This window comes from Inquilinus ginsengisoli (assembly GCF_050434925.1).
Lineage (GTDB): Bacteria > Pseudomonadota > Alphaproteobacteria > DSM-16000 > Inquilinaceae > Inquilinus > Inquilinus ginsengisoli_B.
In genome coordinates, this window is record NZ_JBNDJK010000001.1 from 41494 (window position 1) to 61523 (window position 20030).

The following is a 20030-nucleotide window of genomic DNA, read 5'->3' on the forward strand; positions in this document are numbered from 1 at the left end:
TCGCCGGGATAGAATATAGGGCCGGACGACACGGACGGGATCGGATGAAAGGCTATTTCGCGATCGGCTGCGAGGGCATCAGCAAGCCGATGAACATCGGCGCCCTGCTACGCACCGGCCATGCCTTCGGCGCGGCCTTCTGCTTCACCGTGGCTCCGGTGACCGAGACGGTCGATTTCGGCTGGAGCGACACCTCCAGCGCCGCCGGCACAGTGCCGCTCTACACCTATCCCGACGTCGCCTCCCTGACGCTGCCGCAGGGCTGCGCGCTGGTCGGGATCGAGCTGATGGCCGAGTCCGTCGCCCTGCCGAGCTTCCGCCATCCGCGCCGGGCGGTCTATGTGCTGGGGTCGGAGCGCGGCGGCCTGTCGCCGGAGATGGTGGCGCGCTGCGACCACATCGTGCAGATCCCGACCCGCTTCTCGCTGAACCTGTCCCTGGCGGGTGCGCTGGTGATGTATGACCGGCTGGTCTCGCTCGGCCGCTTCGCGCCGCGGCCGATCATGCCGGGCGGCCCGACCGAGGAGGTGCCGCCGCACGTTCATGGCGGCCCGATCGTGGGACAGGGCTGAGAGAGTCTGCTCTCAGCGGCCAGACGCGAGCGCCGCCGCCAGCGCGCCCGTGTCGTAGTAGAATGGCAGGCCGTCGACCAGCCGCCCGTCGCGGAACCGCAGGACCTCGGCGAATGGTTGGCTGACGGCCTCGCCGCTGCGCCGCGCCGTCACGTGCAGCGTGCAGGTCATGAAGACGGTGTCGCCGGTGCGAACGGCCTCCAGGCCATCCACGCCGATGTCGCTCCAGACCTCGCGCATCCGGCGGAACAGGGCACCGACTCCTGCAAGCCCGGTCCAGTCGCCGGCATAGGGCAGCGACGACGGCTCATGCACCACGACATCCGGGTGGAAGGCCCCCGCGAGAGCCCCGAGATCCTCGGTCTCCGCGTTCAGGAACGCCATCTCCACCGCGAACATCCGCTCCAGGAGCTGCATGGCGGAGTGCTGGTCGCCGGATTGATGAGTCATCCACTTCCCCTATGGCTGGTCCGATCGGCCGCGGAACGGCCTTGATCGTCAGCCTGGGGTTCGGATCGGCAGTCGCCTGCCCGTTTCTTGCTGCGTGCTACGCGCCTGCCGCCAGCAGCGACCGCACGGTCGATGCCAGGGCGTCGGCGGCGTAGGGCTTGCGCAGGGTGGGCAGGTCGGCCGGCACCCCGTCCTCGATGCCGTAGCCGGTGGTGAACAGCACCTTCAGCGCCGGCCGCTCGCGCCGCACCTGGACGACCAGCTCGGCGCCCGACATGCCCGGCAGGCCGACATCGGTGATCAGCAGGTCGAACTCGCTACCGTCGAGCAGGCGCAGCGCTTCCGGCCCGTCCGCCGCCTCCGCCACGTCGAAGCCGCCATCGATCAGGGCCTCCACGGCGAGGAGACGCACCAGCACGTCGTCCTCGACCAGCAACACACGTCCGCCACACATCAGTTGGTTGTTCGCTTCCTGCAATCCCGACCCGATTCATGGCGACAAACCGGGCCGGGGGCAACCCTCCTTGACCGGGTTCGTCAGTGGATCGTGGCTGCGGCCGGGATGGTGTGGGCAGCGGCCTCCGGCGGGGGCACCTGGCCGGCCACCGCCGGCAGCACGATGCCGCCATCCTGCAGGGCGTCCGCCACCGCGGCGAAAGGCTGGCCGCACAGCCGGGTGGCGGCCGGCGTCAGGATGGCGCGGGCCAGGAACGGCACCCACAGCGTCTCGCCCTGCTGGTGCAGCGCCACAACGTCGAGCAGCAGCCGCTCATCCTCCGTCACCTGGCGGCAGCGCGGGCAGTTCACCTGGATGGTGCGGCCGGCGCCATTGGCGATGAAGCCCATCAGGTCGTCCACCGCCTCGGCCGCCGCCGGCGCGCCCTCGTTGCGGAAGGCGGTGCGCAGGTTGGCGAGCACGGGAATGCCGTGGCGATGGCCGGCGACCCAGGCGCGCATCGCCCACAGCACCAGCGTCTCGGCCCGGGTCAGCGGCGGTGCGCCGGCATCGTCGCAGTCATGCGCCTCGTCGCTCATGACAGCGCCGCCCGGACCAAGCCGAAGGACGGCAGGTTGGCCGGGATCGGAAGCGGCCGGGGCGGTGCGGCCGGCCGCTGCAGGATCATCCCCGCCTCCGCCAGCAGATCGCCGAGCTCGGCGCATAGTCCGGCCGCCGCGCGGCAGGCGGCCGGCGACAGCATGCCGCGCAGCATCAGCGTGCCCGACACGCCCGACTGGCCGATCGCGACCAGGTCCAGGATCCGGCGCTCATCCTCGGTGACGGTGAAGGCGCAGGGCACGCCGATCTGCACCCGCCGCTCGGCACCGAAGCCGATGATGCGGGTCAGCAGGCCGACCCGCTCGGCCGCCGCCTCGGCGCCGACCTTGCGAAACGCCAGCAGCACCGGATGGTCGGTCGGCGCCCCGGTCTTCAGCCCGACGACGCTGAGCCGCAGCGCCCACAGCACCAGCTGCTCGGCAAAGGGCAGGGCGCGGCGGTCGCTCGGCTCGGTGATCTGGTCCTCGTCCATTCTGGACTCTCCGTGTGAACGGTCGACCTATTTGAGAACGATTATCAATCGCGAATCAAGCCCTCTCGTGTTTCCGGTCGTAACCAGGTGCCGGACCGAGCCGAACCGGGGGCAGGTTTCGCTTCAGGGACAGGACATGACCCGACCGCTTCTCACCGGCCTGCTCGCGCTGGCTACGCTGTCCGCTCCTGCCGCCGTCGCCGCAGAGAGGCCGGTGGTGGTGGAGCTGTTCACCTCGCAGGGCTGCTCCTCCTGCCCGCCCGCCGATGCGCTGCTGGCGACGCTGGCCGACCGGCCGGAGGTGCTGCCGCTGGCCTTCCATGTCGACTATTGGAACCGGCTGGGCTGGGTGGACCCGTTCTCGAGCGCCTGGGCCACGGCGCGGCAGGGCGCCTATGCCGCGCAGATGGGGTCGAGCCAAGTCTACACGCCGCAGGCGGTGGTCGATGGCGGCCGCGACGTCGTCGGCTCCGACCGCGCGGCGCTGGACTCGGCGATCGCTGATGCCCGATCCGACCCGTCGGTGCCGCTGACGTTGACCGCGTCGGATGCGGCGCTGCAGGTGGCGGTAGGCCCAGAAGCGCCGGCGGATGCGGTGCTGTGGCTGGTCGGCTTCGACGACCGGCACGACACGCCGGTGCGGCGGGGCGAGAATGCCGGCCGCACTCTGGTCGACCGCAACGTCGTCCGCAGCCTGACCCGGCTGGACGGCTGGTCGCCTGGCGGCACGATCGCCGCGGCCCGGCCGGAAGGCGATCGGACGGCCGTGCTGCTGCAGGCCGCGGACGGCCGGATACTGGGAGCGGCCCGGCTGTAGCCGGGCCCTCTGCTCAGCCGGCCTGGTTGGCCGGGCGTGGCGCGAACAGGCCGAACAGGCGGCGGTTCAGCAGGGTACCCAGACCGACCAGCAGCGCCACGGCGCCGCCATGCCAGATCAGCACCATCAGCGTCGCCTCGTCGCCATGAAACATCGAGACGCCACAGGCCGACAGCGCCGCCGCGGCCAGCATCCCGCTGGCGATCGTGGGAATCGGGCGCACCGGCCCGGCAAGACGCAGCATCGCCAGCAGCAGCACCGACAGCGGGATGCTGATCAGCAGGATCGACCGGAAGCAGAAGAAGCTCACGCCGAGAGCGAAACCCTCCGCCCCGTGGCGCACCCAGTCCGTCAGGCAGCCATAGCCGATCGAGAACAGCCATAACGCGAGGCCGGGAAGCGGCAGCAGCGCCCAGGCGCGCGAGCGGTCCGGCAGGCTGACATGGAAGGCGGCAACGGCCGAAAGGATGCCGGTCAGCAGCGAGCCCGCCCATTCCAGCTGGTAGTGGGTCTCGCCCATCTCCGCCATGAAATCGGGCCGTATGCCGAAGGCCGCGACGACGGTTCCGATCACCAGAGCGGCGACGGCCAGCCAGAACAGGGCCCGCAGCATCGGCGGCCGCAGCGGGCGCACCGGCTGTGCATCGGCAGCGAGCTGCGCGATCAGGTCCTCGGTGCGAGTCTGCCCCGTCTCCGTCATTTCGGTCCCAACGCCCCCTTCAGCGCCTTCAGCGCGCGATGCATCGCGACCTTCAGCGCCGGCACCGACGCGCCGCTGGCCGCCGATGCCTCCTTCAGCGACATGTCCTTCAGCTTCAGAAGCTCCACCGCCTGGCGCTGGCCCGGCGGCAGTTCCGCGATCGCGCGCCGCAGCGTGATCGAATCGGCTTCCATCCCCATCTCATTCGTTTCGGGGGCGGCAAAGGTTTCCTGGAACGGTTCGATCGTCGTCTCGCGGCCGGTGGTGCGGATCTGGATGCGCACCCGGTCGACGATCCGCCGCCGGGCGATCGCCACCAGCCAGGGCTGGAACGGCCGGGTCGGGTCATAGGTCCGGCGGATGCTGTGCAGGGTCAGCAGCACGTCCTGCACCGCGTCCTCGGCATCGGCCGGGCGATGCAGCGACCGGCGGGCCAGCGCCCGCAGATAGGGCGTGATCTCGATCAGCAGCCGGTGATAGGCGGCCCGGTCGCCCGCCTGCGCCTGGACCATCAGCGCCGACCAGCCGACATCCCGCACCACGCCGGACCGGCTGTCCGCATCGGGTGGGCTCATGGCAGCGATCGGCGGGGCAATCCGGACATCGGCGCCGAGACTAGGGCCCCGGCCGATGCCAGGCGAGCTAATTTTCCGTCATATTTGAGGCTGCGCTACCGGCTGCAGACGGCGGCCAGGTCGCGCAGGCGATCCTTCAGTTCGGGCGCCGCATCCGGCCGCAGCGCCGGCCACAGAGTCTGGGCCTTGAGCCCATCGACCATGCAGCCGCAATAGCCGTGGCACCCCTCGGCGCTCCCGCCCCGCTGCTCGCATTGCACCTGACAGTCGATCAGCAGCGGCGCCGGATCCGGCGGCGGCGACAGCATCGCCTGCGGGTCGCGGCCGACCGCCATGCCGACCAGCAGCAGGAGACCGATCAGCGCCGGCTGATGGATCAGATACACGGCCAGGCTGTGCCGGCCCACCCAGCGCAGCGGCCGGCCCAGGATGCCGCCGTCGACGCTGCCGCCCGGGGCATGGGCCCGCAGCCACCATCGGCCCGCGGCAATGCCCAGCAGCACCGGCCCGAACCAGGGGAACAGCGGCTCGTAGTCGTTGCTGCGCGGCGGCTGGGTGCCCAGCCCGGTCCAAAGCAGCCAAGCATGATCGAACAGGGGCGAACGCCACAGGATCGGCAGCGCGATCACGGCCAGGCCGAGGACGAGGTTCACGGCAGGGCGCAAGCGCAGGAACAGCAGGCCGAGGATGCTGGCGACGGCGATGCAATGCAGGATGCCGAAGAAGATGAATTCGCCGGGGATCACGTACCAGGTCGCGACCGTGACCGCGATGGCACCGGCCACCACCTTGCCGAGCCGGATGGCCCAGCGCCGCCAGTCGCGCCCCTGCACATGCCACAGCACCAGGCCGACGCCGACCAGGGCCAGGAAGCTGCCGGCGATCAGGTAGCGCGCCGCGACCCAACCGGCGTCACCCACCAGATCCCAGTCGACGAAGCCGAGGAACCTCAGGTCCCAGGAGAAGTGGTAGAGCGCCATCGCCAGCAGCGCCAGGCCGCGGAGCAGGTCGACGACCGGCAGGCGGCCGGGACGCGGGGAGGTTGGCATCGGGTTCGGGTCAGCCCGGCCGCACGAACACGCCGTCCATGCCGATCAGCCGGGCGGTGCGGCGGTTGAAGTAGCCGGGGATGAACAGCGCCGGCACGAAGCCCAGTTCGGCCATGTGCTGGATAGTGTCGCGATAGGATGGCTCGCCGTCATAGACCGGCACGATCGACAGCTCCATCTGCACCGCGGCGATGCGCGGCAGCACGCCGCGCGCGCCGTCCAGCACCCGGCGCTCGGTGCCCTGGGTGTCGATCTTCAGCAGCACCCGGTCGTCCGGCCGGGCGTGGCGGGGGAAGATGCGCTCCAAGCGCGCCTGCGACGCCACCTCGGTGCCGACATAGGCCGACCCGTCGAGCAGGTCCGCCATCTCGGCAGTGAAATCGAGCACCGAGCTCATGTCACTCTCGCCCGAGACCTGCAGCGTCACCGGGGAGTCACCGTCGCCCAGCGCGAGCCGCGACTCGACCGCCCAGTCCGGATCGCCGGCGGCCGCCGCGGTCAGCGCGGCATGGGCGGCCGACAGCGGCTCGATCGAGACGATCCGCCCGGCATAGCCGCCGCGCCGCAGCCGTTGCGCGTATTGGCCGACATTGGCGCCGACGTCGAACACCAGGGTGATGCCCTGGTGCTCGAGCACCCGGACCAGGTTGCGCGTGTCCTTGGAGACCGGCTCGGGCGGAACGGTGTCGCTCATCGGGCCTGCTCGGGCTCAGGAGTGAGCCCACTCCCAATACAGCTTGCGGGCCTTGGCGTAGAGCGGCCCGGGCTGCAGGTGCCGGTCCTCCAGCCGGGTGCAGGGCAGCACCTTGGCGAAGTTGCCGGTCTGGAAGATCTCGTCGGCATCCGCCAGATCACCCGGCCGGATCGCGCGCTCGACCACCTCGACTCCGTCATGGCGCAGCAGCTCGATCACCCGGCGGCGGGTGATGCCGGCCAGGAAGGTGCCGTTCGCCGCCGGAGTGTGAACGGCGCCGCCCTTGGCCATGAAGATGTTGGCGGTGGCGAATTCGGCGACATTGCCGATCGGGTCCAGCATCACCGCATTGGTGAAGCCGCGCTGCTTGGCCTGGCGCATGGCGAAGCCGGATTGCGGGTACAGGCAGGCGGCCTTGGCCAGGGTCGGCGCCATCTCCGGCGACGGCCGGCGCAGCCCCTGGGCGAAGCAGGCGCTGTCCTCGCCCGGCTGCGGCAGCGGCGAATCATAGATCGACAGGCAGAAGCGCGTCGCCGCCGGGTCGGGCTCGATCCAGCCGTCCTCGGCCCAGAACATCGGCCGGATATAGACCGCGGCGTCGGCCGGGAAGCGGCGCAGCCCCTCGCGGGCCAGCGCCTCGATCTCCTCGGCGGGCAAGGTCGCCTCCAGCCCCATGGCCTTGGCCGAGGCCACGGCCCGGACGCAGTGGCGGTCAAGGTCCGGCGCCACGCCTTCGAAGCCGCGGGCGCCGTCGAAGATGATCGAGGCCATCCAGGCGGCATGCGTCAGCGGCCCCATGATCGGCGGATTGCCCTCCTGCCAGGAGCCGTCGAGGAAGGTCCACGCTCGTCTCGCCATGTGTCCGTCCGATCCCGCATCGTTTACCGGCGGAGCATAGGCGAGCGGCCGGGCGGCGCCAACACCGCCCGGCGGATGGCCCAGCCTGCGCCCAGTGCAGGGCCTCAGGCTATTGGCTCGACCAGACGATGCGGGCCTTCCAGGCCACGTCGGACAGCTTCAGCGACTGCTGCGCCTGATCGCCCGACAGCAACTTGAGATCGATCCGGTTGGCGCTGATCCGCACCAGCTCGCCGACCAGGAGCTCGCCGCCGACCGTCCTGGCCACCACCCGGTCGCCGCGCCGTAGCCCGGCCGCCGGCGAGACGACGACGACGTCGCCGTCCCGGTAGATCGGCGCCATGTCGTTGCCGGCGATCTCCAGCGCATAGGCGGTGGGGTCGGACAGGTTGGGGAAGTCCACCTCGTCCCATCCCTTGCCAGCCGGGCGGCCCGCATCGTCGAACAGCCCGTTGGCGGCGGCCTGGGCATGGCCGACGACCGGGATGCGGCGGGCCGGCAGCCCCGAACCGTCGTCGATCAGCCGCACGAAGGCGGCGATCGAGCTGCCGGTCGCATCCAGGATCTTCGAGATGCTTTCGGTCGATGGCCAGCGCAGCTTGCCGTCGCTGGACTGGCGCTTGCTGGGGTTGAAGGTCGTGGGGTCGAGTCCCGAGCGGCGCGCGAGGCCGGAGGCGGACAACCCGTTGAGCTTGGCGAGACGATCGATCGCCGCCCAGATGTCGGCGTGCTTCAGCATGGGACCAATGTCTCCCGGGGGCGTTGCGCCACGTGTAAGAGCGTAATTATTCATAAAACTTACCTAAAAATGAATATGTTTCTTTTCCTAGTACCCTGAGATCCCCCATGTTGCATCTCGCTTATTCGACAAACGTGGCCCCCACCACACCTGGCATTGTACAAGCGACGCGACCTTTGCGCTATGACCCGAAAGGGATAGGAGAGCGAGTAAGGCGATAGGTTCAGGTTTCCTATGCATGCCCTCTCACCGGCGCGTCCTTGCGTTACGCACTTCGCCGCGAGGCACCTGCGCGCTTCGCCGCGGGGCAGTCGTGACAGGCTTTGGTTGGCAGCGGCCTCAGTTGACGCTATCCCTGCGGTCCATGCCCCGTCCCATGATCAAGATCGCGATGCCGGCCCTCCTCCTCCGTGCCACCGTTCTTCTCGCCGTCCTTGCCGCGCTGCCCGCCCACGCGGCCACGGTCGACACCATCGCCAAGCAGGCGATCCTGATCGACACCACCACCGACACGGTGCTGATGGAGAAGGCCGCGGACGAGCGCATGCCGACATCGTCGATGAGCAAGATGATGACGGCCTATCTGGTCTACGACGCGCTGCGGGACGGCCGGATCACGCTCGACACCAAGTTCCCGGTCAGCAAGAAAGCCTGGCAGACCGGCGGGTCGAAGATGTTCGTCCAGATCAACGACACCATCCGGGTCGAGGACCTGCTGCGCGGCCTGCTGATCCAGTCCGGCAACGATGCAGCGGTGGTGCTGGCCGAGGGCCTGGCGGGGTCGGAGACCGCCTTTGCCGATCGCATGAACGAGATGGCAAAAAAGCTGGGCATGAACGCCAGCCACTTCGTCACGTCCAACGGCCTGCCGGATCCAGAGCATTATTCGACCGCGCGCGACCTGGCGATCCTGGCCGAGCGGATGATCTCGGACTTCCCGCAATACTACCGCTACGACGGCGAGCGGGAGTTCACCTGGAACAAGATCAAGCAGGGCAACCGCAACCCGCTGCTGTATCGCGACATGGGGGTGGACGGGATCAAGACCGGCCACACCGATTCCGGCGGCTACGGCCTGACCGCCTCGGGCATTCGCGACGACCGCCGGCTGATCCTGGTGGTCAACGGCCTGCCCAGCATGCAGTCGCGCGCCGACGAGGGCGCCCGCCTGCTGGAATGGGGCTGGAGCCAGTTCCGCCTGTACCCGCTGTTCAAGGCCGGCGCCACGGTCGACGAGGCGACGGTCTGGCTCGGCACCGAGGACAAGGTGCCGGTGACCGTGGCGCAGGACTTGGCCATGACTCTGCAACCGGCCGATTTCGACAAGATGACGGTCACTGCCCGGTTCCAGGAGCCGATCGAGGCGCCGATCGCCAAGGGCCAGGTGCTGGGCGAGTTGGACATCGCGCCGCCGGAGGGGCCGGTGCGCAAGGTGCCGCTGGTCGCCGCCCAGGACATGCCGGAGGCGTCGATCTTCCGGACCCTCGGCATGAAGCTCGGCCTGCTGCTGGGCTTCTGAGCCAGCGACCCTGGCGGTGCGCCGCTTTCGATCAGGTCGGCGTCGCCTTCGGTCAATGAGGCGCGCGGTCGCCGCGTAGCATCGCCTGCATCCGAGCCCGTCCGAACAGAGACGGGCCGCAGGTGAGGACCAACCGGCGGATGCCAGCGATCGCGGCCAACCCGACATCCCCGTCCGACCGGACGATCGCGACGCCGCTGCGGCTGCACCGCAAGGCGGTGCGGCCGGAGTGGACCGATTACAACGGCCATCTCAATGACGGCTATTACGCCGTCATCTTCAGCCACGCCACCGACGCCTTCCTGGAATTCGCCGGCATCGACGCCGCCTATCGGACGCGCAGCCGGCGCACCGTCTTCACCGGCGAGATGAAGATTCGCTACCGGCGCGAGGCGCACGCCGGCGACGAGGTGGCAGTCGAGACCCGGCTGGGCGCGATGGATGCCAAGCGCTTCACCCTGCACCACATCATGCGCCTCGCCGCGGACGGCACCGTGCTGGCCGAGAGCGAGGTGCTGAACCTGTCGATCGACGCGACCGTCCCGAAGGTCGCGCCGTTCGAGGCCGAGATCCACGACCGCTTGAGCGAGATCCGCGCCGCCCATGAGGCCGGTGCGGAGGACGAGAAGGGCTGACAACGCCCGCCGTTCCCATGAGGACAGACAGGAGGCAGTGATGAACGCGAGACGTTTTCTTTTCGCCGCCGCGGCGATCGCCGCGCTGGTGCCCGCCGGGGCCGCCCGGGCCGACGACGCGGCCTGCAAGACCATCAAGCTGTCGGATGTCGGCTGGACCGACATCACCTCGACCACCGCCCTCGCCCAGACCGTACTGACCGGCCTGGGTTACGAGCCGAAGGTCGACATGCTGTCGGTCGCGGTCACCTTCGAATCGCTCAAGAACAACCAGGTGAACCTGTTCCTCGGCAATTGGATGCCGTCGCAGACCGAGATGGTCGATCCCTATCTGAAGCAGGGCGTCGAGCTGATCGGCACCAATCTCGACGACGCCAAGGTGACGCTGGCGGTCAACCGCGAGGCCTATGAGGCCGGGGTCAAGGACTTCGCCGACCTGCAGAAATTCGCCGACAAGTTCGGCAAGTCGATCTACTCGATCGAGCCGGGCTCCTCCGCCAACAAGAACCTGTCGACCATCATCGGGAAGAACGAGTTCGGCCTCGGCGACTGGAACCTGGTCGAGGCCAGCGAGCAGGCGATGCTGGCCCAGGTCGACCGCGCCGCACGGCGCGGCGAATGGGTGGTGTTCCTGGGCTGGGCGCCGCACCCGATGAACATCAAGTACAAGATCGACTATCTGAGCGGCGGCGACGCCTATTTTGGCCCGAACTACGGCGGCGCCACGGTGCGCACTTTGGCCAACCAGAAATGGATCGCGGGCTGCCCGAACCTGCAGAAATTCGCCAAGCAGCTGGTGTTCGACCTGAACACCGAGAACCAGATGATGTTGATGATCCTGGACGACGGCATGGACCAGAACGCCGCCGCCCGGAAGTGGCTGACCGAGCACCCCGAGCTGCTGACCAAGTGGCTCGACGGGGTCACCACCATCGACGGCAAGCCGGGGCTGGATGCGGTCAAGGCCTCGCTGAAGAGCAGCTGAGACCCGCGGACCGGGCGGGGCCGCCTCGGCGGCTCCGTCCGGCCACCGATCAGTACACTCGCTCTTTCGGCGGGATCGGCGCAACCTCGTTGGACAGCGGCTGCATATGGACCGGCCGATAGTCCAGCCGGACCTCGCCCGCCTCATCCAGCCATGCCAGGCTGTGCTTCAGCCAAGCCGCGTCGTCCCGCTTCGGATAGTCCTCGCGGGCATGTGCACCGCGGCTCTCGGTCCGGCTGATCGCCGAATGCAGGCTGACCACCGCCTGCTGCAGCATGTTGTCCAGCTCCAGCGCCTCGGCCAGATCGGTGTTGAACACCATCGACCGGTCGCCCAGGCCGAGATCGGCCCGCATCGGGCCCGCTGTCTCTTCCAGCTTGCCGAGTCCTTCCTGCATCAGCGGCCCGTCGCGGAACACCGCGCAGTGCCGCTGCATGATGCGCTGCATCGCCAGCCGGATCTCGCCGGCGCCGGTGCCGCCCTTGGCGTGGCGCACGCGGTCCAGCCGCGCGATGGCCTTGTCGGTCGCCGCGGCCGGCAGCGGCGCGTGCGACTCGCCCGGCCGCAGCGTCGCCACGGCCCGCTGCGCCACCGCCCGGCCGAACACGATGATGTCGAGCAGCGAGTTCGAGCCCAGCCGGTTGGCGCCGTGCACCGACACACAGGCGGCCTCGCCGATCGCCATCAGCCCCGGCACGACCGTCTCCGGATCGCCGCCGCGCAGCGTCGTCGCCTCGCCATGCAGGTTGGTCGGCACGCCGCCCATGTTGTAGTGCACGGTCGGCAGCACCGGGATCGGCTCCTTGGTCACGTCGACCCCGGCGAAAATCTTCGCCGTCTCGCTGATGCCCGGCAGCCGCTCATGCAGCACCTCGGCGCCGAGATGCTCGAGATGCAGCAGGATGTGGTCCTTCTGCGGGCCGCAGCCACGCCCTTCGTTGATCTCGATCGTCATCGAACGGCAGACCACGTCGCGCCCGGCCAGGTCCCGCGCCGTCGGGGCGTAGCGCTCCATGAAGCGCTCGCCTTCGGAATTGGTCAGGAAGCCGCCCTCGCCCCGCGAACCCTCGGTGATCAGGCAGCCGGAACCGTAGATGCCGGTCGGGTGGAACTGGGTGAACTCCATGTCGGCCAGCGGCAGCCCGGCGCGCAGCGCCATGGCATTGCCGTCGCCGGTGCAGCTGTGCGCGGCGGTGCAGGAGAAGTAGACCCGGCCGTAGCCGCCGGTCGCCAGCACCGTGCGGTGGGCGCGGAAGCGGTGCAGCGTCCCGTCCTCGACGTTCCAGGCCAGCAGGCCGCGGCAGGCGCCGTCCTCATCCATCAGCAGGTCGAGCGCGACATACTCGACGAAGAACTCGGTCCGGTGCTCCAGGCACTGCTGGTACAGGGTGTGCAGGATAGCGTGGCCGGTGCGGTCGGCCGCGGCGCAGGTCCGCCGCGCCATCTGCTTGCCGTAGTTCAGGGTCTGGCCGCCGAAGGCGCGCTGGTAGATCAGGCCGTCGGCGGTGCGCGAGAACGGCACGCCGAACCGCTCCAGCTCCAGCACCGCCGGACCGGCCTCGCGGCACATGTATTCGATCGCGTCCTGATCGCCGAGCCAGTCGGAGCCCTTGACGGTGTCGTACATGTGGAAGCGCCAGTTGTCGCCGTCGCCCATATTGCCGAGCGACGCCGCCATGCCGCCCTGGGCCGCCACCGTGTGGCTGCGGGTCGGGAACACCTTGGTGACGCAGGCCGTCTTCAGCCCGGACGCGGCCATGCCGAGCGCCGCGCGCAGCCCGGCGCCGCCGGCCCCGACGATCACCACGTCGTAGCTGTGGTCGATGATGGTGTAGGACTCGGTCATGACGATGCTCCGGAGGATCTGGCCCTGACCGTCAGCGCCAAAGCGAGGTCGATGGCGAGCGCCAGGGCCGCGGCAGTGCCGCCGACGACGAACAGGATGCGATAGTCGCCGCCGGTACGGTCGAACAGGGCGGCCATGCCATAGGCTGCCCCGGCCTGGAACAAGGCGAACATCGTAGTCGCCCGCCCCCAGGCGGCGCGCTGCACCTCGGCGCCGTGCGGGATCAGCTCGTGGATGCGGCCCAGCACCAGCGGCACGATGCCGGGGGTGAAGCCGCCGATGACGACGCAGGAAACGATCAGCACCGCCGGATCCGCGCTGACGGCCGGCAGGACCGCCGCCACCGCCTGGACCAGGAAGGCCACGCGCAGCGCCGGCCCGAAGCCGGCCCGGTCGGCCAGATGGCCGGTCAGCAGCGGCCCGACCACCGCGCCCAGCCCGTACAGCACCCAGTATTGCGACCCGGCAGCGATGCCCTGGCCCAGGCCGCGCGCCACGAAATCGACGACGAAGACCATGTGCGGCACCAGGGCCACGGCATTGAGGCCGTATTGCAGCATCAGCGCCGGAACGGCGGCGGACTGCCGCTGCCGTGCGGTGGCCGCTCCCGAGTGGGACGCAGCGGCGGGATCGCCCTTCGGCCAGTTCGGCCATGCAACCAGGGTCAGCACGCCGGACAGAGCCGCCAGGCCGAGCCAGCTCTCGCGCAGGCCCTGCTGCAGCAGCAGCGGCACCAGCGTACCCGAGGCGGCGATGCCGAGGCCGACGCCGGCGAAGATCACGCCGCCGACGAGGCCGCGCTTGCCCGGCGTCGTGTGCGGCAGGATGGCCGAGGCGGCGAGCACCATGATGACGCCGCCGCTGAGCCCGGCCAGGAACCGCCAGGCGAAGAACCAAGCGAAAGCGACCGGCATGGAGCACGCGAGGCAGGACAGGGTGGCCAGCAGCATGGTGCCGCGCAGCGCCCGGATCGCGCCGGTGCGGGCGGCCAGCGGCCGTGCCGCCAGGGCGCCGGCCAGATAGCCGGCCAGGTTGGCAGCGCCGAGATAGATCACGTCCGACGGGCTGAACCATTGCCCCGCGATCAACGCCGGGATCAGCGGGGTGTAGGCGAAGCGGGCCAGGCCGAGCCCGACCAGCGAGGCGCAGAGCCCCGCGACGGCGAAGCGCCAGGCCTGCCCGGCCTCTCCTGGAGAATGGTGGGCGTGGTCTCGGGAGCCGGACCTTCGGGGCGTCGCGCTCATGAGCGAGAGTTAGGCGCGCGCGACCACCCGGAGTAGCGATTAGTTCAGATGGAAGCCATCACGATCAGCGATGACTTTGTACCAGCGCCAGCGGCTCCGCCGTCCTCACCGTGGGAGACGGCCGCGCGATCCGCAGGAACGCGGACAGCGCGCTGGAAGGATGTGCATCGATGCGCCGGACGAACACCGTGTCGACCCGCTCGGTCCAGGCCGGCGGGCGGAAGGCCTTGATCCGCCGGTCTCGCAGGGCCTGGGTGACCACGCCCTTCGGCAGCAGCGAGATCCCCATGTCGGCGGCGACGCAGCCGATGATGCCGTCCAGCGTGCCGATCTCGATCACCCTGACCTTGACGATGCCCTGCGCCGCCAGGACGCTTTCCAGCCGCTGCCGGTAGGCGCAGTCGGAGCGGAAGGCGACGATCTTCAGCCCGGCGAGCGACCCGAAATCGTCGAGCCCCGTCACCGTCGGCCCTGCGATGATCGCCATTTCCTCGGCGAAGATGATCTCGGCCTCCAGCTCGGGGTGGTCGACCGGGCCCGCGACGAAGGCACCGTCCAGCTCGCGCGCGATCACCGCCCGGGTCAGCCAGGGCGTGGTGCCGGTGGTCAGCGACAGGTCGACATCGGGATGGGCCTGGGTGAAGGCGGCCAGCACGTCCGGCAGCCGCAGCCCGGCCGTGGTCTCCATGCTGCCGATCGAGAGCGGCCCGCGCGGCGTGCCGTCGTCCTGCGCCGCCCGCTTGGCCTGGCGGATCAGGTCCGCGATCTGGACCGCGAAGGGCCGCAGGCGCTGGCCGGCCGCGGTCAGGACGACGCCGCGGCTGTGCCGCTCGAACAGCGTCAGGCCCAGCTCCTCCTCCAGCGCCCGGATCCGGGCGGTGACGTTGGACTGGACGGTGTTGAGCTCGGCCGCCGCCCGGCCGATGCCGCCGGTGCGGGCCACCGCCTCGAACACCCTGAGATCCCGATCGTTCACGATGCGCCCCGCGAGCCGCGTCCGAAGAAAACGCCGCGATTGTAGCGGAGGAGGCCGCCATCCGGCGACATGGACTCGGAATTACCAAAACGTAAGTACGCAGCCATCGGCCTTGCCCCTACTCTCCCGGCCGGGTCAAACGCCCGCGGCACCGTCTCGGCGTGCAACGGTCCGGCGGGAGCAAAGCTCTCTCGGCGTGGTCCGTTCGTCACGCCAGCGATCCGCTGTCCGAGAGCCTGCCCATGCAGATCCTTCTGATCGAAGACGACCCCGAGACCGCCCAGCACATCATCGGCTCGCTGCGCGAGGCCGACCACACGGTCGAGCACAGCCTGACCGGAGCCGATGGGCTGGCCCGCGCCGCAGCCGCCCGTCAGGGCTGCGGTCCCCGGCTGCTGATCATCGACCGCATGCTGCCGGACATCGACGGGATCACCCTGGCCCGCCGGCTGCGCGGTGAAGGCAGCTCGGTGCCGATCCTGTTCCTGACCACGCTGAGCGGCGTCAGCGACCGGGTCGAAGGGCTGAACGCCGGCGGCGACGACTACCTGGTCAAGCCCTTCGCCCTGGCGGAGCTGCTGGCCCGGATCGAGGCCCTGACCCGCCGCGCCGGCACCGCCGCGGTCGAGACCGCGCTGCGCGTCGCCGATCTCGAGATCGACCTGCTGAAGCGTACCGCCACCCGCGCCGGCCACACGATCGACCTGCAGCCCCGTGAATTTAAGCTGCTGGAGTACCTGATGCGGCACTCCGGCCAGATCGTCACCCGGACCATGCTGCTGGAGCATGTGTGGGAGTTCCATTTCGAGCCGCAGACGACCGTGGTGGAGACCCATATCAGCCGGCTGCGCGGCAAGATCGACCGCGGCTTCGACGCGCCCCTGCTCGACACCGTCCGCGGCGTTGGATACTGCCTCCGTGATCCTGGCTAGGCTCGTCAGAACCGCGACGTTCCGGCTGGCGGCCGGCTTCGCCGCGCTGTTCAGCGTCTCGATCATCGCGGTGTCCAGCATCGTCTATGTGGCGATGACGCGGTATTCCGACCAGCAGATCGACCTGTCGATCAGCGCGGAGGTGAAGACCATCCGGGATTCGCTGGCCGGTGCCTCCGCCCCCGAGATCGTCAAGGCGATCAACGACCGCCTCACCGACATCGACCCGGACTATTTCTACTACGCGCTGCAGGATTCCGACGGCGGCGTGCTGGCCGGCAACCTGCGGCCGCTGCCGGCGACGACCGGCTGGGCCGACATCCCGCTGAAGACGATCGACGGCGACGGCAACCGCGAGCGCCACATCATCCGCGGCCTCGGCGTCGACCTGACGCCGGAGCTGCGCCTGTTCATCGGCCGCGATACCCACGACCTGGACGAGCTGCAGGAGGGCATCACCAGCTTCTTCCTGGCCGGTGCAGCCGCGACGGTGCTGCTGGCGCTGGCCGGCGGCTTGGTGCTGAGCGCCCGCTTCCTGCGCCGGGTCGAGGCGGTAAACACCGCCGCCCGCCACATCATGGACGGCCATCTCGACGAGCGGGTGCCGAGCCGCGGCAAGGCCGACGAGTTCGACCGCCTGGCCGCCAACCTCAACGCCATGCTGGACCGCATCCAGCAGCTGATGCAGGGGCTGCACCAGGTTTCCAGCGATATCGCGCACGACCTGCGCACGCCGCTGTCGCATATGCGCCAGCGGCTGGAGCTGGCCCGGCTCAAGGCCACCTCGGCCGCCGATTACGATGCCGCGGTGGAGCGGGCCGTGGCCGACATCGACGGCATCCTCGGCGTCTTCGCGGCGCTGCTGCGGATCGCCCAGATCGAGGCCGGCGCGCGGCGCGAGGGCTTCGCCCCGATCGACCTGTCGGGGGTGTTCGAGACCATCATCGACACCTACGGCCCGGTCGCGGACGATTCCGGGCACCGCCTGACCGGCACGGTTGCGACCGGCCTGCGGATCCGCGGCGACCGCCAGCTCCTGACCCAGATGCTGGCCAATCTGGTGGAGAACACGATCCGCCACACCCCGCCCGGGACCGGGATCACGGTGTCGCTGGCGCCGGGGCCCGACGGTCCGGTCGGGCAGGTGCGCGACACCGGCCCCGGCATCCCGGAGGCGGCGCAGCAGAAGGTGTTCCAGCGCTTCTTCCGGCTCGACGCCAGCCGGATGACCCCCGGCAGCGGCCTCGGCCTCAGCCTGGTGGCGGCGGTGGCGCAGTTGCACGAGATCCGGCTGGCCCTGTCGGACAACCGGCCCGGCCTGGCGGTGACGCTCGACTTCGCCGAGGCGGCCAAGGTGGTGCCGACAATGAAGCCCGGGACGGACGGACGGCGTTCCTGCCCAGCGACCGGCCAGCCATCCGCGATCGGCTCCGCCCCGGCGCCGCTGCGTCGCCCGTAGCCACGCCACCGCACCGGCTATATGCTCCTAACGCGCTGGATGGCCGGGCTTTCCGGCCGCCCGACCGGAACGGCGATGCATTTCACCGGCGATACCCTGTCCCATTCCCTGCTGCCCGGCCATGACCCCTGGCTGGTGGGCCTCGCCATCCTGGTCGCGGTGCTCGCCTCCTTCGTGGCCTTCGATCTCGGCCAGCGCATCCGCGTCGTCCGCGGCGCGGCGCGGCTGCTGTGGCTGGCCGGCGGCGCCGTGGCCATGGGCGGCGGCATCTGGTCGATGCATTTCATCGCCATGCTGGCCCTGCACCTGCCGGTCGGCGTCGCCTACGACCTGCCGCTGACCCTGCTGTCGCTGCTGATCGCCGCGGTGGCGACCGGCGCCGGCTTCACCGTGGCCACGCTCGGCCAGGCGGCACCGGGCACGACCGCACGCCCGGCGTCCCCATTGCCGCTGCTGGCCGGCGGCCTGTGCCTGGGGCTGGGCATCGCCGGCATGCACTATGTCGGCATGGCCGCGATCCTGGCGCCGGGCCGCGTCGTCTATGACCCGGGCGCCCTGATCCTGTCGGTGCTGGTCGCCCTGATCGCCGCCACCGCGGCGCTGCATCTGGCCCTGTCCGATATCGGGCGTATCCGGCGGATCCTGGCCGCCCTGGTGATGGGGGCCGCGATCAGCGGCATGCACTTTATCGGCATGGCGGCGGCGCGGTTCGTCCCTGATCCCGCCGCCCGGGCCGACGTCGCCGGCATCCCGGTGCCGCCGACGATCCTGGCCGGGCTGATCGCCGCGGCCGCCATCATCGTCTTCGCCCTGGCCGCGATCGCCACCCGGCTGGACCGCCGGATCTCGGAGCTGCAGGCCCGGCGCCAGCTCGACGTGCTGGACGAGCGCCACGCCGCCACCCTGAACGCGCTGCCGATGCCGCTGGCGCTGATCGACGAGCGCGGCACCCTCCTGACCGCGAATCCACCCTGGCAATGGCCGGGCGAGCGCGAGCGCTTCGTCGGTGGCGGTTCACGCCCCGGCGAGGATTATTTCGCGCTGTGCGGCGGCGCCGGCCTGGCGGGCGCCGAGGTGCGGGTGCATCTCGCCGGCGTGGTCCAGGGCATTCGGCCGACGGCCCCGGTGGAATACATGATCGGCGCCGGGGCGACCGGCCGGACCATCCGCCTGCTGGCCGCGCCGATCGCCGAGGGCCGCGCCGCAGGCGCAGTGGTGGCGCATCTCGACATCACCGCCGAGCGGGTGGCCGAGCAGCGCATGCGCGACGCGATGCAGACGGTCGAGGCAGCGGACAACGCCAAAACCACGTTCCTGGCTCATATGAGCCATGAGCTGCGCACGCCGCTGAACGCCATCCTCGGCTTCTCGGAGTTGATCCGGGACGCGCATCTCGGACCGCTGCCGGAGCGCTACCGCGGCTATGCCGAGGACATCCACCGCTCGGGCCAGCACCTGCTGGCCCTGGTCAACGACGTGCTCGACCTGTCGCGGGTCGAATCCGGCCGGATCGAGCTGCAGCCGGAGCCCGTCGATCTGGGCAGCGACATCCAGGATGCGGTCAGCCTAGTGGCGCAGCGCGCCGAGGCGCACGGCATCACCATCGAGCAGCACGTGGCGCGCGACCTGCCGCTGCTGAGCGCCGACCCGCTGCGGCTGCGCCAGATCCTGATCAACCTGCTGACCAACGCCGTGAAGTTCACGCCCGATGGTGGCCGCGTCACCATCGACGCCGTCGCCGTGGCCCGGTCGGTCCGCATCACCGTGGCCGACACCGGCATCGGCATGACCGAGCAGGAGATCACCCTGGCACTGGAGCCGTTCCGTCAGGCGCGCAAGCTGTCGCGCCGGCCGCGCGAAGGGTCAGGGCTCGGCTTGCCTCTGGCCAAGGCCCTGGTCCAGAGCCATGGCGGCATGCTGATGATCGACAGCAAGCCCGAGGTCGGCACCCGCATCACCATCCTGCTGCCGACAGGCGCGGAAGCCGTGGGTGAGGACGCCGGCGGCGGGGCTGTGATCGAGCCCCCGCCGCTCAGCATCGGCCGCCCGGTCAGTCGGCGACGTTGACCATCGCCTGGAACACCCGCCAGGCGACCTCGACCGTGACCCCGCCCGCGCGCGCGCCGGCTGCCAGCATGCCGGCGGTCGGCTTGGTCGGAACGGTGGTGATGCCGGGGTCGCCCATCGCCGTCACCATGTCGAGGGCATAGGTCATCGGGGTCTTCAGCTCGACCACCGTCAGATTATTCGTCATCGCAATGTCGCCCATTTTGGGCCACTCCCCTGTGTTTTAATGTCAACCAACGTTGCAAGGGCCGTGCCAAGTGGCCAAACCGGCCGTGTTGGCATCGGGCGACGGATGAGACTCGGGTCATATGGGCTGTATCGGATTTATCTTCCGAATTGCCCCACCGAATGGGAATTTTCGATCCGCTTCAGATTGCGAACCTG

The 20030-nt window shown here is 69.9% G+C and carries 22 protein-coding genes; 8 read left to right on the top strand and 14 right to left on the bottom strand.

The window, feature by feature from the left end; translation table 11 throughout:
- Window positions 1-44: 44 nt before the first annotated feature.
- Complete coding sequence (locus tag QFZ27_RS00225; protein WP_429224068.1) at window positions 45-572, top strand: RNA methyltransferase; 528 nt, start codon at window positions 45-47, stop codon at window positions 570-572.
- 12 nt (window positions 573-584) lie between these two features.
- On the opposite strand, the gene QFZ27_RS00230 is transcribed toward QFZ27_RS00225, so the two are convergent.
- The 4 genes from QFZ27_RS00230 to QFZ27_RS00245 form a co-directional block, all read right to left on the bottom strand.
- Complete coding sequence (locus QFZ27_RS00230) at window positions 585-1022, bottom strand: nuclear transport factor 2 family protein (protein WP_429224069.1); 438 nt, start codon at window positions 1020-1022, stop codon at window positions 585-587.
- Window positions 1023-1119: 97 nt separating this feature from the next.
- On the bottom strand, window positions 1120-1476 hold the full coding sequence (locus tag QFZ27_RS00235) for a response regulator (protein ID WP_429224070.1): 357 nt from the start codon (window positions 1474-1476) through the stop codon (window positions 1120-1122).
- Between the two features lie 83 nt (window positions 1477-1559).
- On the bottom strand, window positions 1560-2057 hold the full coding sequence (locus QFZ27_RS00240) for a hypothetical protein (protein WP_429224071.1): 498 nt from the start codon (window positions 2055-2057) through the stop codon (window positions 1560-1562).
- Window positions 2054-2551 (bottom strand): hypothetical protein, encoded by a 498-nt coding sequence (locus QFZ27_RS00245; RefSeq protein WP_429224072.1) that lies wholly within the window; start codon window positions 2549-2551, stop codon window positions 2054-2056. The genes QFZ27_RS00240 and QFZ27_RS00245 overlap by 4 nt, the downstream gene beginning before the upstream one ends.
- 136 nt (window positions 2552-2687) lie before the next feature.
- Here QFZ27_RS00245 and QFZ27_RS00250 point away from each other — a divergent pair, with 136 nt between their 5' ends.
- A complete protein-coding gene (locus QFZ27_RS00250; protein WP_429224073.1) occupies window positions 2688-3368 on the top strand; it encodes a DUF1223 domain-containing protein in 681 nt (226 codons plus the stop codon).
- A gap of 13 nt (window positions 3369-3381) precedes the next feature.
- On the opposite strand, the gene QFZ27_RS00255 is transcribed toward QFZ27_RS00250, so the two are convergent.
- The 6 genes from QFZ27_RS00255 to QFZ27_RS00280 all read right to left on the bottom strand — a co-directional run bounded on the left by QFZ27_RS00255 (window position 3382) and on the right by QFZ27_RS00280 (window position 7983).
- On the bottom strand, window positions 3382-4068 hold the full coding sequence (locus QFZ27_RS00255; protein WP_429224074.1) for an NrsF family protein: 687 nt from the start codon (window positions 4066-4068) through the stop codon (window positions 3382-3384).
- Window positions 4065-4643: a sigma-70 family RNA polymerase sigma factor gene (locus QFZ27_RS00260; protein WP_429224075.1), complete on the bottom strand. Its 579-nt coding sequence runs from the start codon at window positions 4641-4643 to the stop codon at window positions 4065-4067. The genes QFZ27_RS00255 and QFZ27_RS00260 overlap by 4 nt, the downstream gene beginning before the upstream one ends.
- A gap of 95 nt (window positions 4644-4738) precedes the next feature.
- Window positions 4739-5692: an acetyltransferase domain-containing protein gene (locus tag QFZ27_RS00265; protein ID WP_429224076.1), complete on the bottom strand. Its 954-nt coding sequence runs from the start codon at window positions 5690-5692 to the stop codon at window positions 4739-4741.
- A 10-nt stretch (window positions 5693-5702) separates the two neighbouring features.
- A complete protein-coding gene (locus QFZ27_RS00270) occupies window positions 5703-6386 on the bottom strand; it encodes an FkbM family methyltransferase (protein WP_429224077.1) in 684 nt (227 codons plus the stop codon).
- 15 nt (window positions 6387-6401) lie between these two features.
- Entirely contained in the window at window positions 6402-7244 is an 843-nt protein-coding gene (locus QFZ27_RS00275) for a branched-chain amino acid aminotransferase (RefSeq protein ID WP_429224078.1), read from the bottom strand.
- A gap of 109 nt (window positions 7245-7353) precedes the next feature.
- Window positions 7354-7983 carry a S24 family peptidase gene (locus QFZ27_RS00280; RefSeq protein WP_429224079.1) on the bottom strand — a complete coding sequence of 210 codons (630 nt, stop codon included), beginning with the start codon at window positions 7981-7983 and terminating at the stop codon, window positions 7354-7356.
- A 391-nt stretch (window positions 7984-8374) separates the two neighbouring features.
- On the opposite strand from QFZ27_RS00280, the gene QFZ27_RS00285 reads away from it, so the two are divergent.
- From QFZ27_RS00285 to choX, 3 genes are all read left to right on the top strand, one after another.
- On the top strand, window positions 8375-9502 hold the full coding sequence (locus QFZ27_RS00285) for a D-alanyl-D-alanine carboxypeptidase family protein (protein ID WP_429224080.1): 1128 nt from the start codon (window positions 8375-8377) through the stop codon (window positions 9500-9502).
- A 140-nt stretch (window positions 9503-9642) separates the two neighbouring features.
- Complete coding sequence (locus tag QFZ27_RS00290; RefSeq protein ID WP_429224081.1) at window positions 9643-10137, top strand: thioesterase family protein; 495 nt, start codon at window positions 9643-9645, stop codon at window positions 10135-10137.
- 40 nt (window positions 10138-10177) lie between these two features.
- The gene (gene choX / locus QFZ27_RS00295) at window positions 10178-11122 is read left to right on the top strand and encodes a choline ABC transporter substrate-binding protein (RefSeq protein ID WP_429224082.1); all 945 of its coding nucleotides are present in this window, start codon (window positions 10178-10180) and stop codon (window positions 11120-11122) included.
- A gap of 49 nt (window positions 11123-11171) precedes the next feature.
- On the opposite strand, the gene sdhA is transcribed toward choX, so the two are convergent.
- The 3 genes from sdhA to QFZ27_RS00310 form a co-directional block, all read right to left on the bottom strand.
- Window positions 11172-12968: a succinate dehydrogenase flavoprotein subunit gene (sdhA, locus tag QFZ27_RS00300; RefSeq protein WP_429224083.1), complete on the bottom strand. Its 1797-nt coding sequence runs from the start codon at window positions 12966-12968 to the stop codon at window positions 11172-11174.
- Window positions 12965-14212 (bottom strand): YbfB/YjiJ family MFS transporter, encoded by a 1248-nt coding sequence (locus QFZ27_RS00305; protein ID WP_429224084.1) that lies wholly within the window; start codon window positions 14210-14212, stop codon window positions 12965-12967. The genes sdhA and QFZ27_RS00305 overlap by 4 nt, the downstream gene beginning before the upstream one ends.
- Before the next feature lie 64 nt (window positions 14213-14276).
- On the bottom strand, window positions 14277-15188 hold the full coding sequence (locus QFZ27_RS00310; protein WP_429224085.1) for a LysR family transcriptional regulator: 912 nt from the start codon (window positions 15186-15188) through the stop codon (window positions 14277-14279).
- A 242-nt stretch (window positions 15189-15430) separates the two neighbouring features.
- Here QFZ27_RS00310 and QFZ27_RS00315 point away from each other — a divergent pair, with 242 nt between their 5' ends.
- From QFZ27_RS00315 to QFZ27_RS00325, 3 genes are read left to right on the top strand one after another with little or no spacing between them, the layout of a single operon-like run.
- A complete protein-coding gene (locus tag QFZ27_RS00315; RefSeq protein ID WP_429224086.1) occupies window positions 15431-16120 on the top strand; it encodes a response regulator transcription factor in 690 nt (229 codons plus the stop codon).
- Window positions 16107-17579, top strand: a complete 1473-nt coding sequence (locus QFZ27_RS00320) for a sensor histidine kinase (RefSeq protein ID WP_429224087.1) — start codon at window positions 16107-16109, stop codon at window positions 17577-17579. The genes QFZ27_RS00315 and QFZ27_RS00320 overlap by 14 nt, the downstream gene beginning before the upstream one ends.
- 39 nt (window positions 17580-17618) lie before the next feature.
- Window positions 17619-19646, top strand: coding sequence for an MHYT domain-containing protein (locus QFZ27_RS00325; protein ID WP_429224088.1), 2028 nt, complete (start codon window positions 17619-17621; stop codon window positions 19644-19646).
- Here QFZ27_RS00325 and QFZ27_RS00330 read toward each other — a convergent pair.
- Entirely contained in the window at window positions 19630-19833 is a 204-nt protein-coding gene (locus QFZ27_RS00330; protein WP_429224089.1) for a hypothetical protein, read from the bottom strand. The two genes, QFZ27_RS00325 and QFZ27_RS00330, sit on opposite strands and share 17 nt — an antisense overlap.
- Between the last annotated feature and the right edge of the window lie 197 nt (window positions 19834-20030).

Bases quoted from the DNA above. Each gene is read 5' to 3' on its own strand.
- QFZ27_RS00225 (WP_429224068.1), top strand. From the start codon at position 45: ATGAAAGGCTATTTCGCGATCGGCTGCGAGGGCATCAGCAAGCCGATG.
- QFZ27_RS00230 (WP_429224069.1), bottom strand. From the start codon at position 1,022: ATGACTCATCAATCCGGCGACCAGCACTCCGCCATGCAGCTCCTGGAG.
- QFZ27_RS00235 (WP_429224070.1), bottom strand. From the start codon at position 1,476: ATGTGTGGCGGACGTGTGTTGCTGGTCGAGGACGACGTGCTGGTGCGT.
- QFZ27_RS00240 (WP_429224071.1), bottom strand. From the start codon at position 2,057: ATGAGCGACGAGGCGCATGACTGCGACGATGCCGGCGCACCGCCGCTG.
- QFZ27_RS00245 (WP_429224072.1), bottom strand. From the start codon at position 2,551: ATGGACGAGGACCAGATCACCGAGCCGAGCGACCGCCGCGCCCTGCCC.
- QFZ27_RS00250 (WP_429224073.1), top strand. From the start codon at position 2,688: ATGACCCGACCGCTTCTCACCGGCCTGCTCGCGCTGGCTACGCTGTCC.
- QFZ27_RS00255 (WP_429224074.1), bottom strand. From the start codon at position 4,068: ATGACGGAGACGGGGCAGACTCGCACCGAGGACCTGATCGCGCAGCTC.
- QFZ27_RS00260 (WP_429224075.1), bottom strand. From the start codon at position 4,643: ATGAGCCCACCCGATGCGGACAGCCGGTCCGGCGTGGTGCGGGATGTC.
- QFZ27_RS00265 (WP_429224076.1), bottom strand. From the start codon at position 5,692: ATGCCAACCTCCCCGCGTCCCGGCCGCCTGCCGGTCGTCGACCTGCTC.
- QFZ27_RS00270 (WP_429224077.1), bottom strand. From the start codon at position 6,386: ATGAGCGACACCGTTCCGCCCGAGCCGGTCTCCAAGGACACGCGCAAC.
- QFZ27_RS00275 (WP_429224078.1), bottom strand. From the start codon at position 7,244: ATGGCGAGACGAGCGTGGACCTTCCTCGACGGCTCCTGGCAGGAGGGC.
- QFZ27_RS00280 (WP_429224079.1), bottom strand. From the start codon at position 7,983: ATGCTGAAGCACGCCGACATCTGGGCGGCGATCGATCGTCTCGCCAAG.
- QFZ27_RS00285 (WP_429224080.1), top strand. From the start codon at position 8,375: ATGCCGGCCCTCCTCCTCCGTGCCACCGTTCTTCTCGCCGTCCTTGCC.
- QFZ27_RS00290 (WP_429224081.1), top strand. From the start codon at position 9,643: ATGCCAGCGATCGCGGCCAACCCGACATCCCCGTCCGACCGGACGATC.
- choX (WP_429224082.1), top strand. From the start codon at position 10,178: ATGAACGCGAGACGTTTTCTTTTCGCCGCCGCGGCGATCGCCGCGCTG.
- sdhA (WP_429224083.1), bottom strand. From the start codon at position 12,968: ATGACCGAGTCCTACACCATCATCGACCACAGCTACGACGTGGTGATC.
- QFZ27_RS00305 (WP_429224084.1), bottom strand. From the start codon at position 14,212: ATGAGCGCGACGCCCCGAAGGTCCGGCTCCCGAGACCACGCCCACCAT.
- QFZ27_RS00315 (WP_429224086.1), top strand. From the start codon at position 15,431: ATGCAGATCCTTCTGATCGAAGACGACCCCGAGACCGCCCAGCACATC.
- QFZ27_RS00325 (WP_429224088.1), top strand. From the start codon at position 17,619: ATGGCCGGGCTTTCCGGCCGCCCGACCGGAACGGCGATGCATTTCACC.
- QFZ27_RS00330 (WP_429224089.1), bottom strand. From the start codon at position 19,833: ATGACGAATAATCTGACGGTGGTCGAGCTGAAGACCCCGATGACCTAT.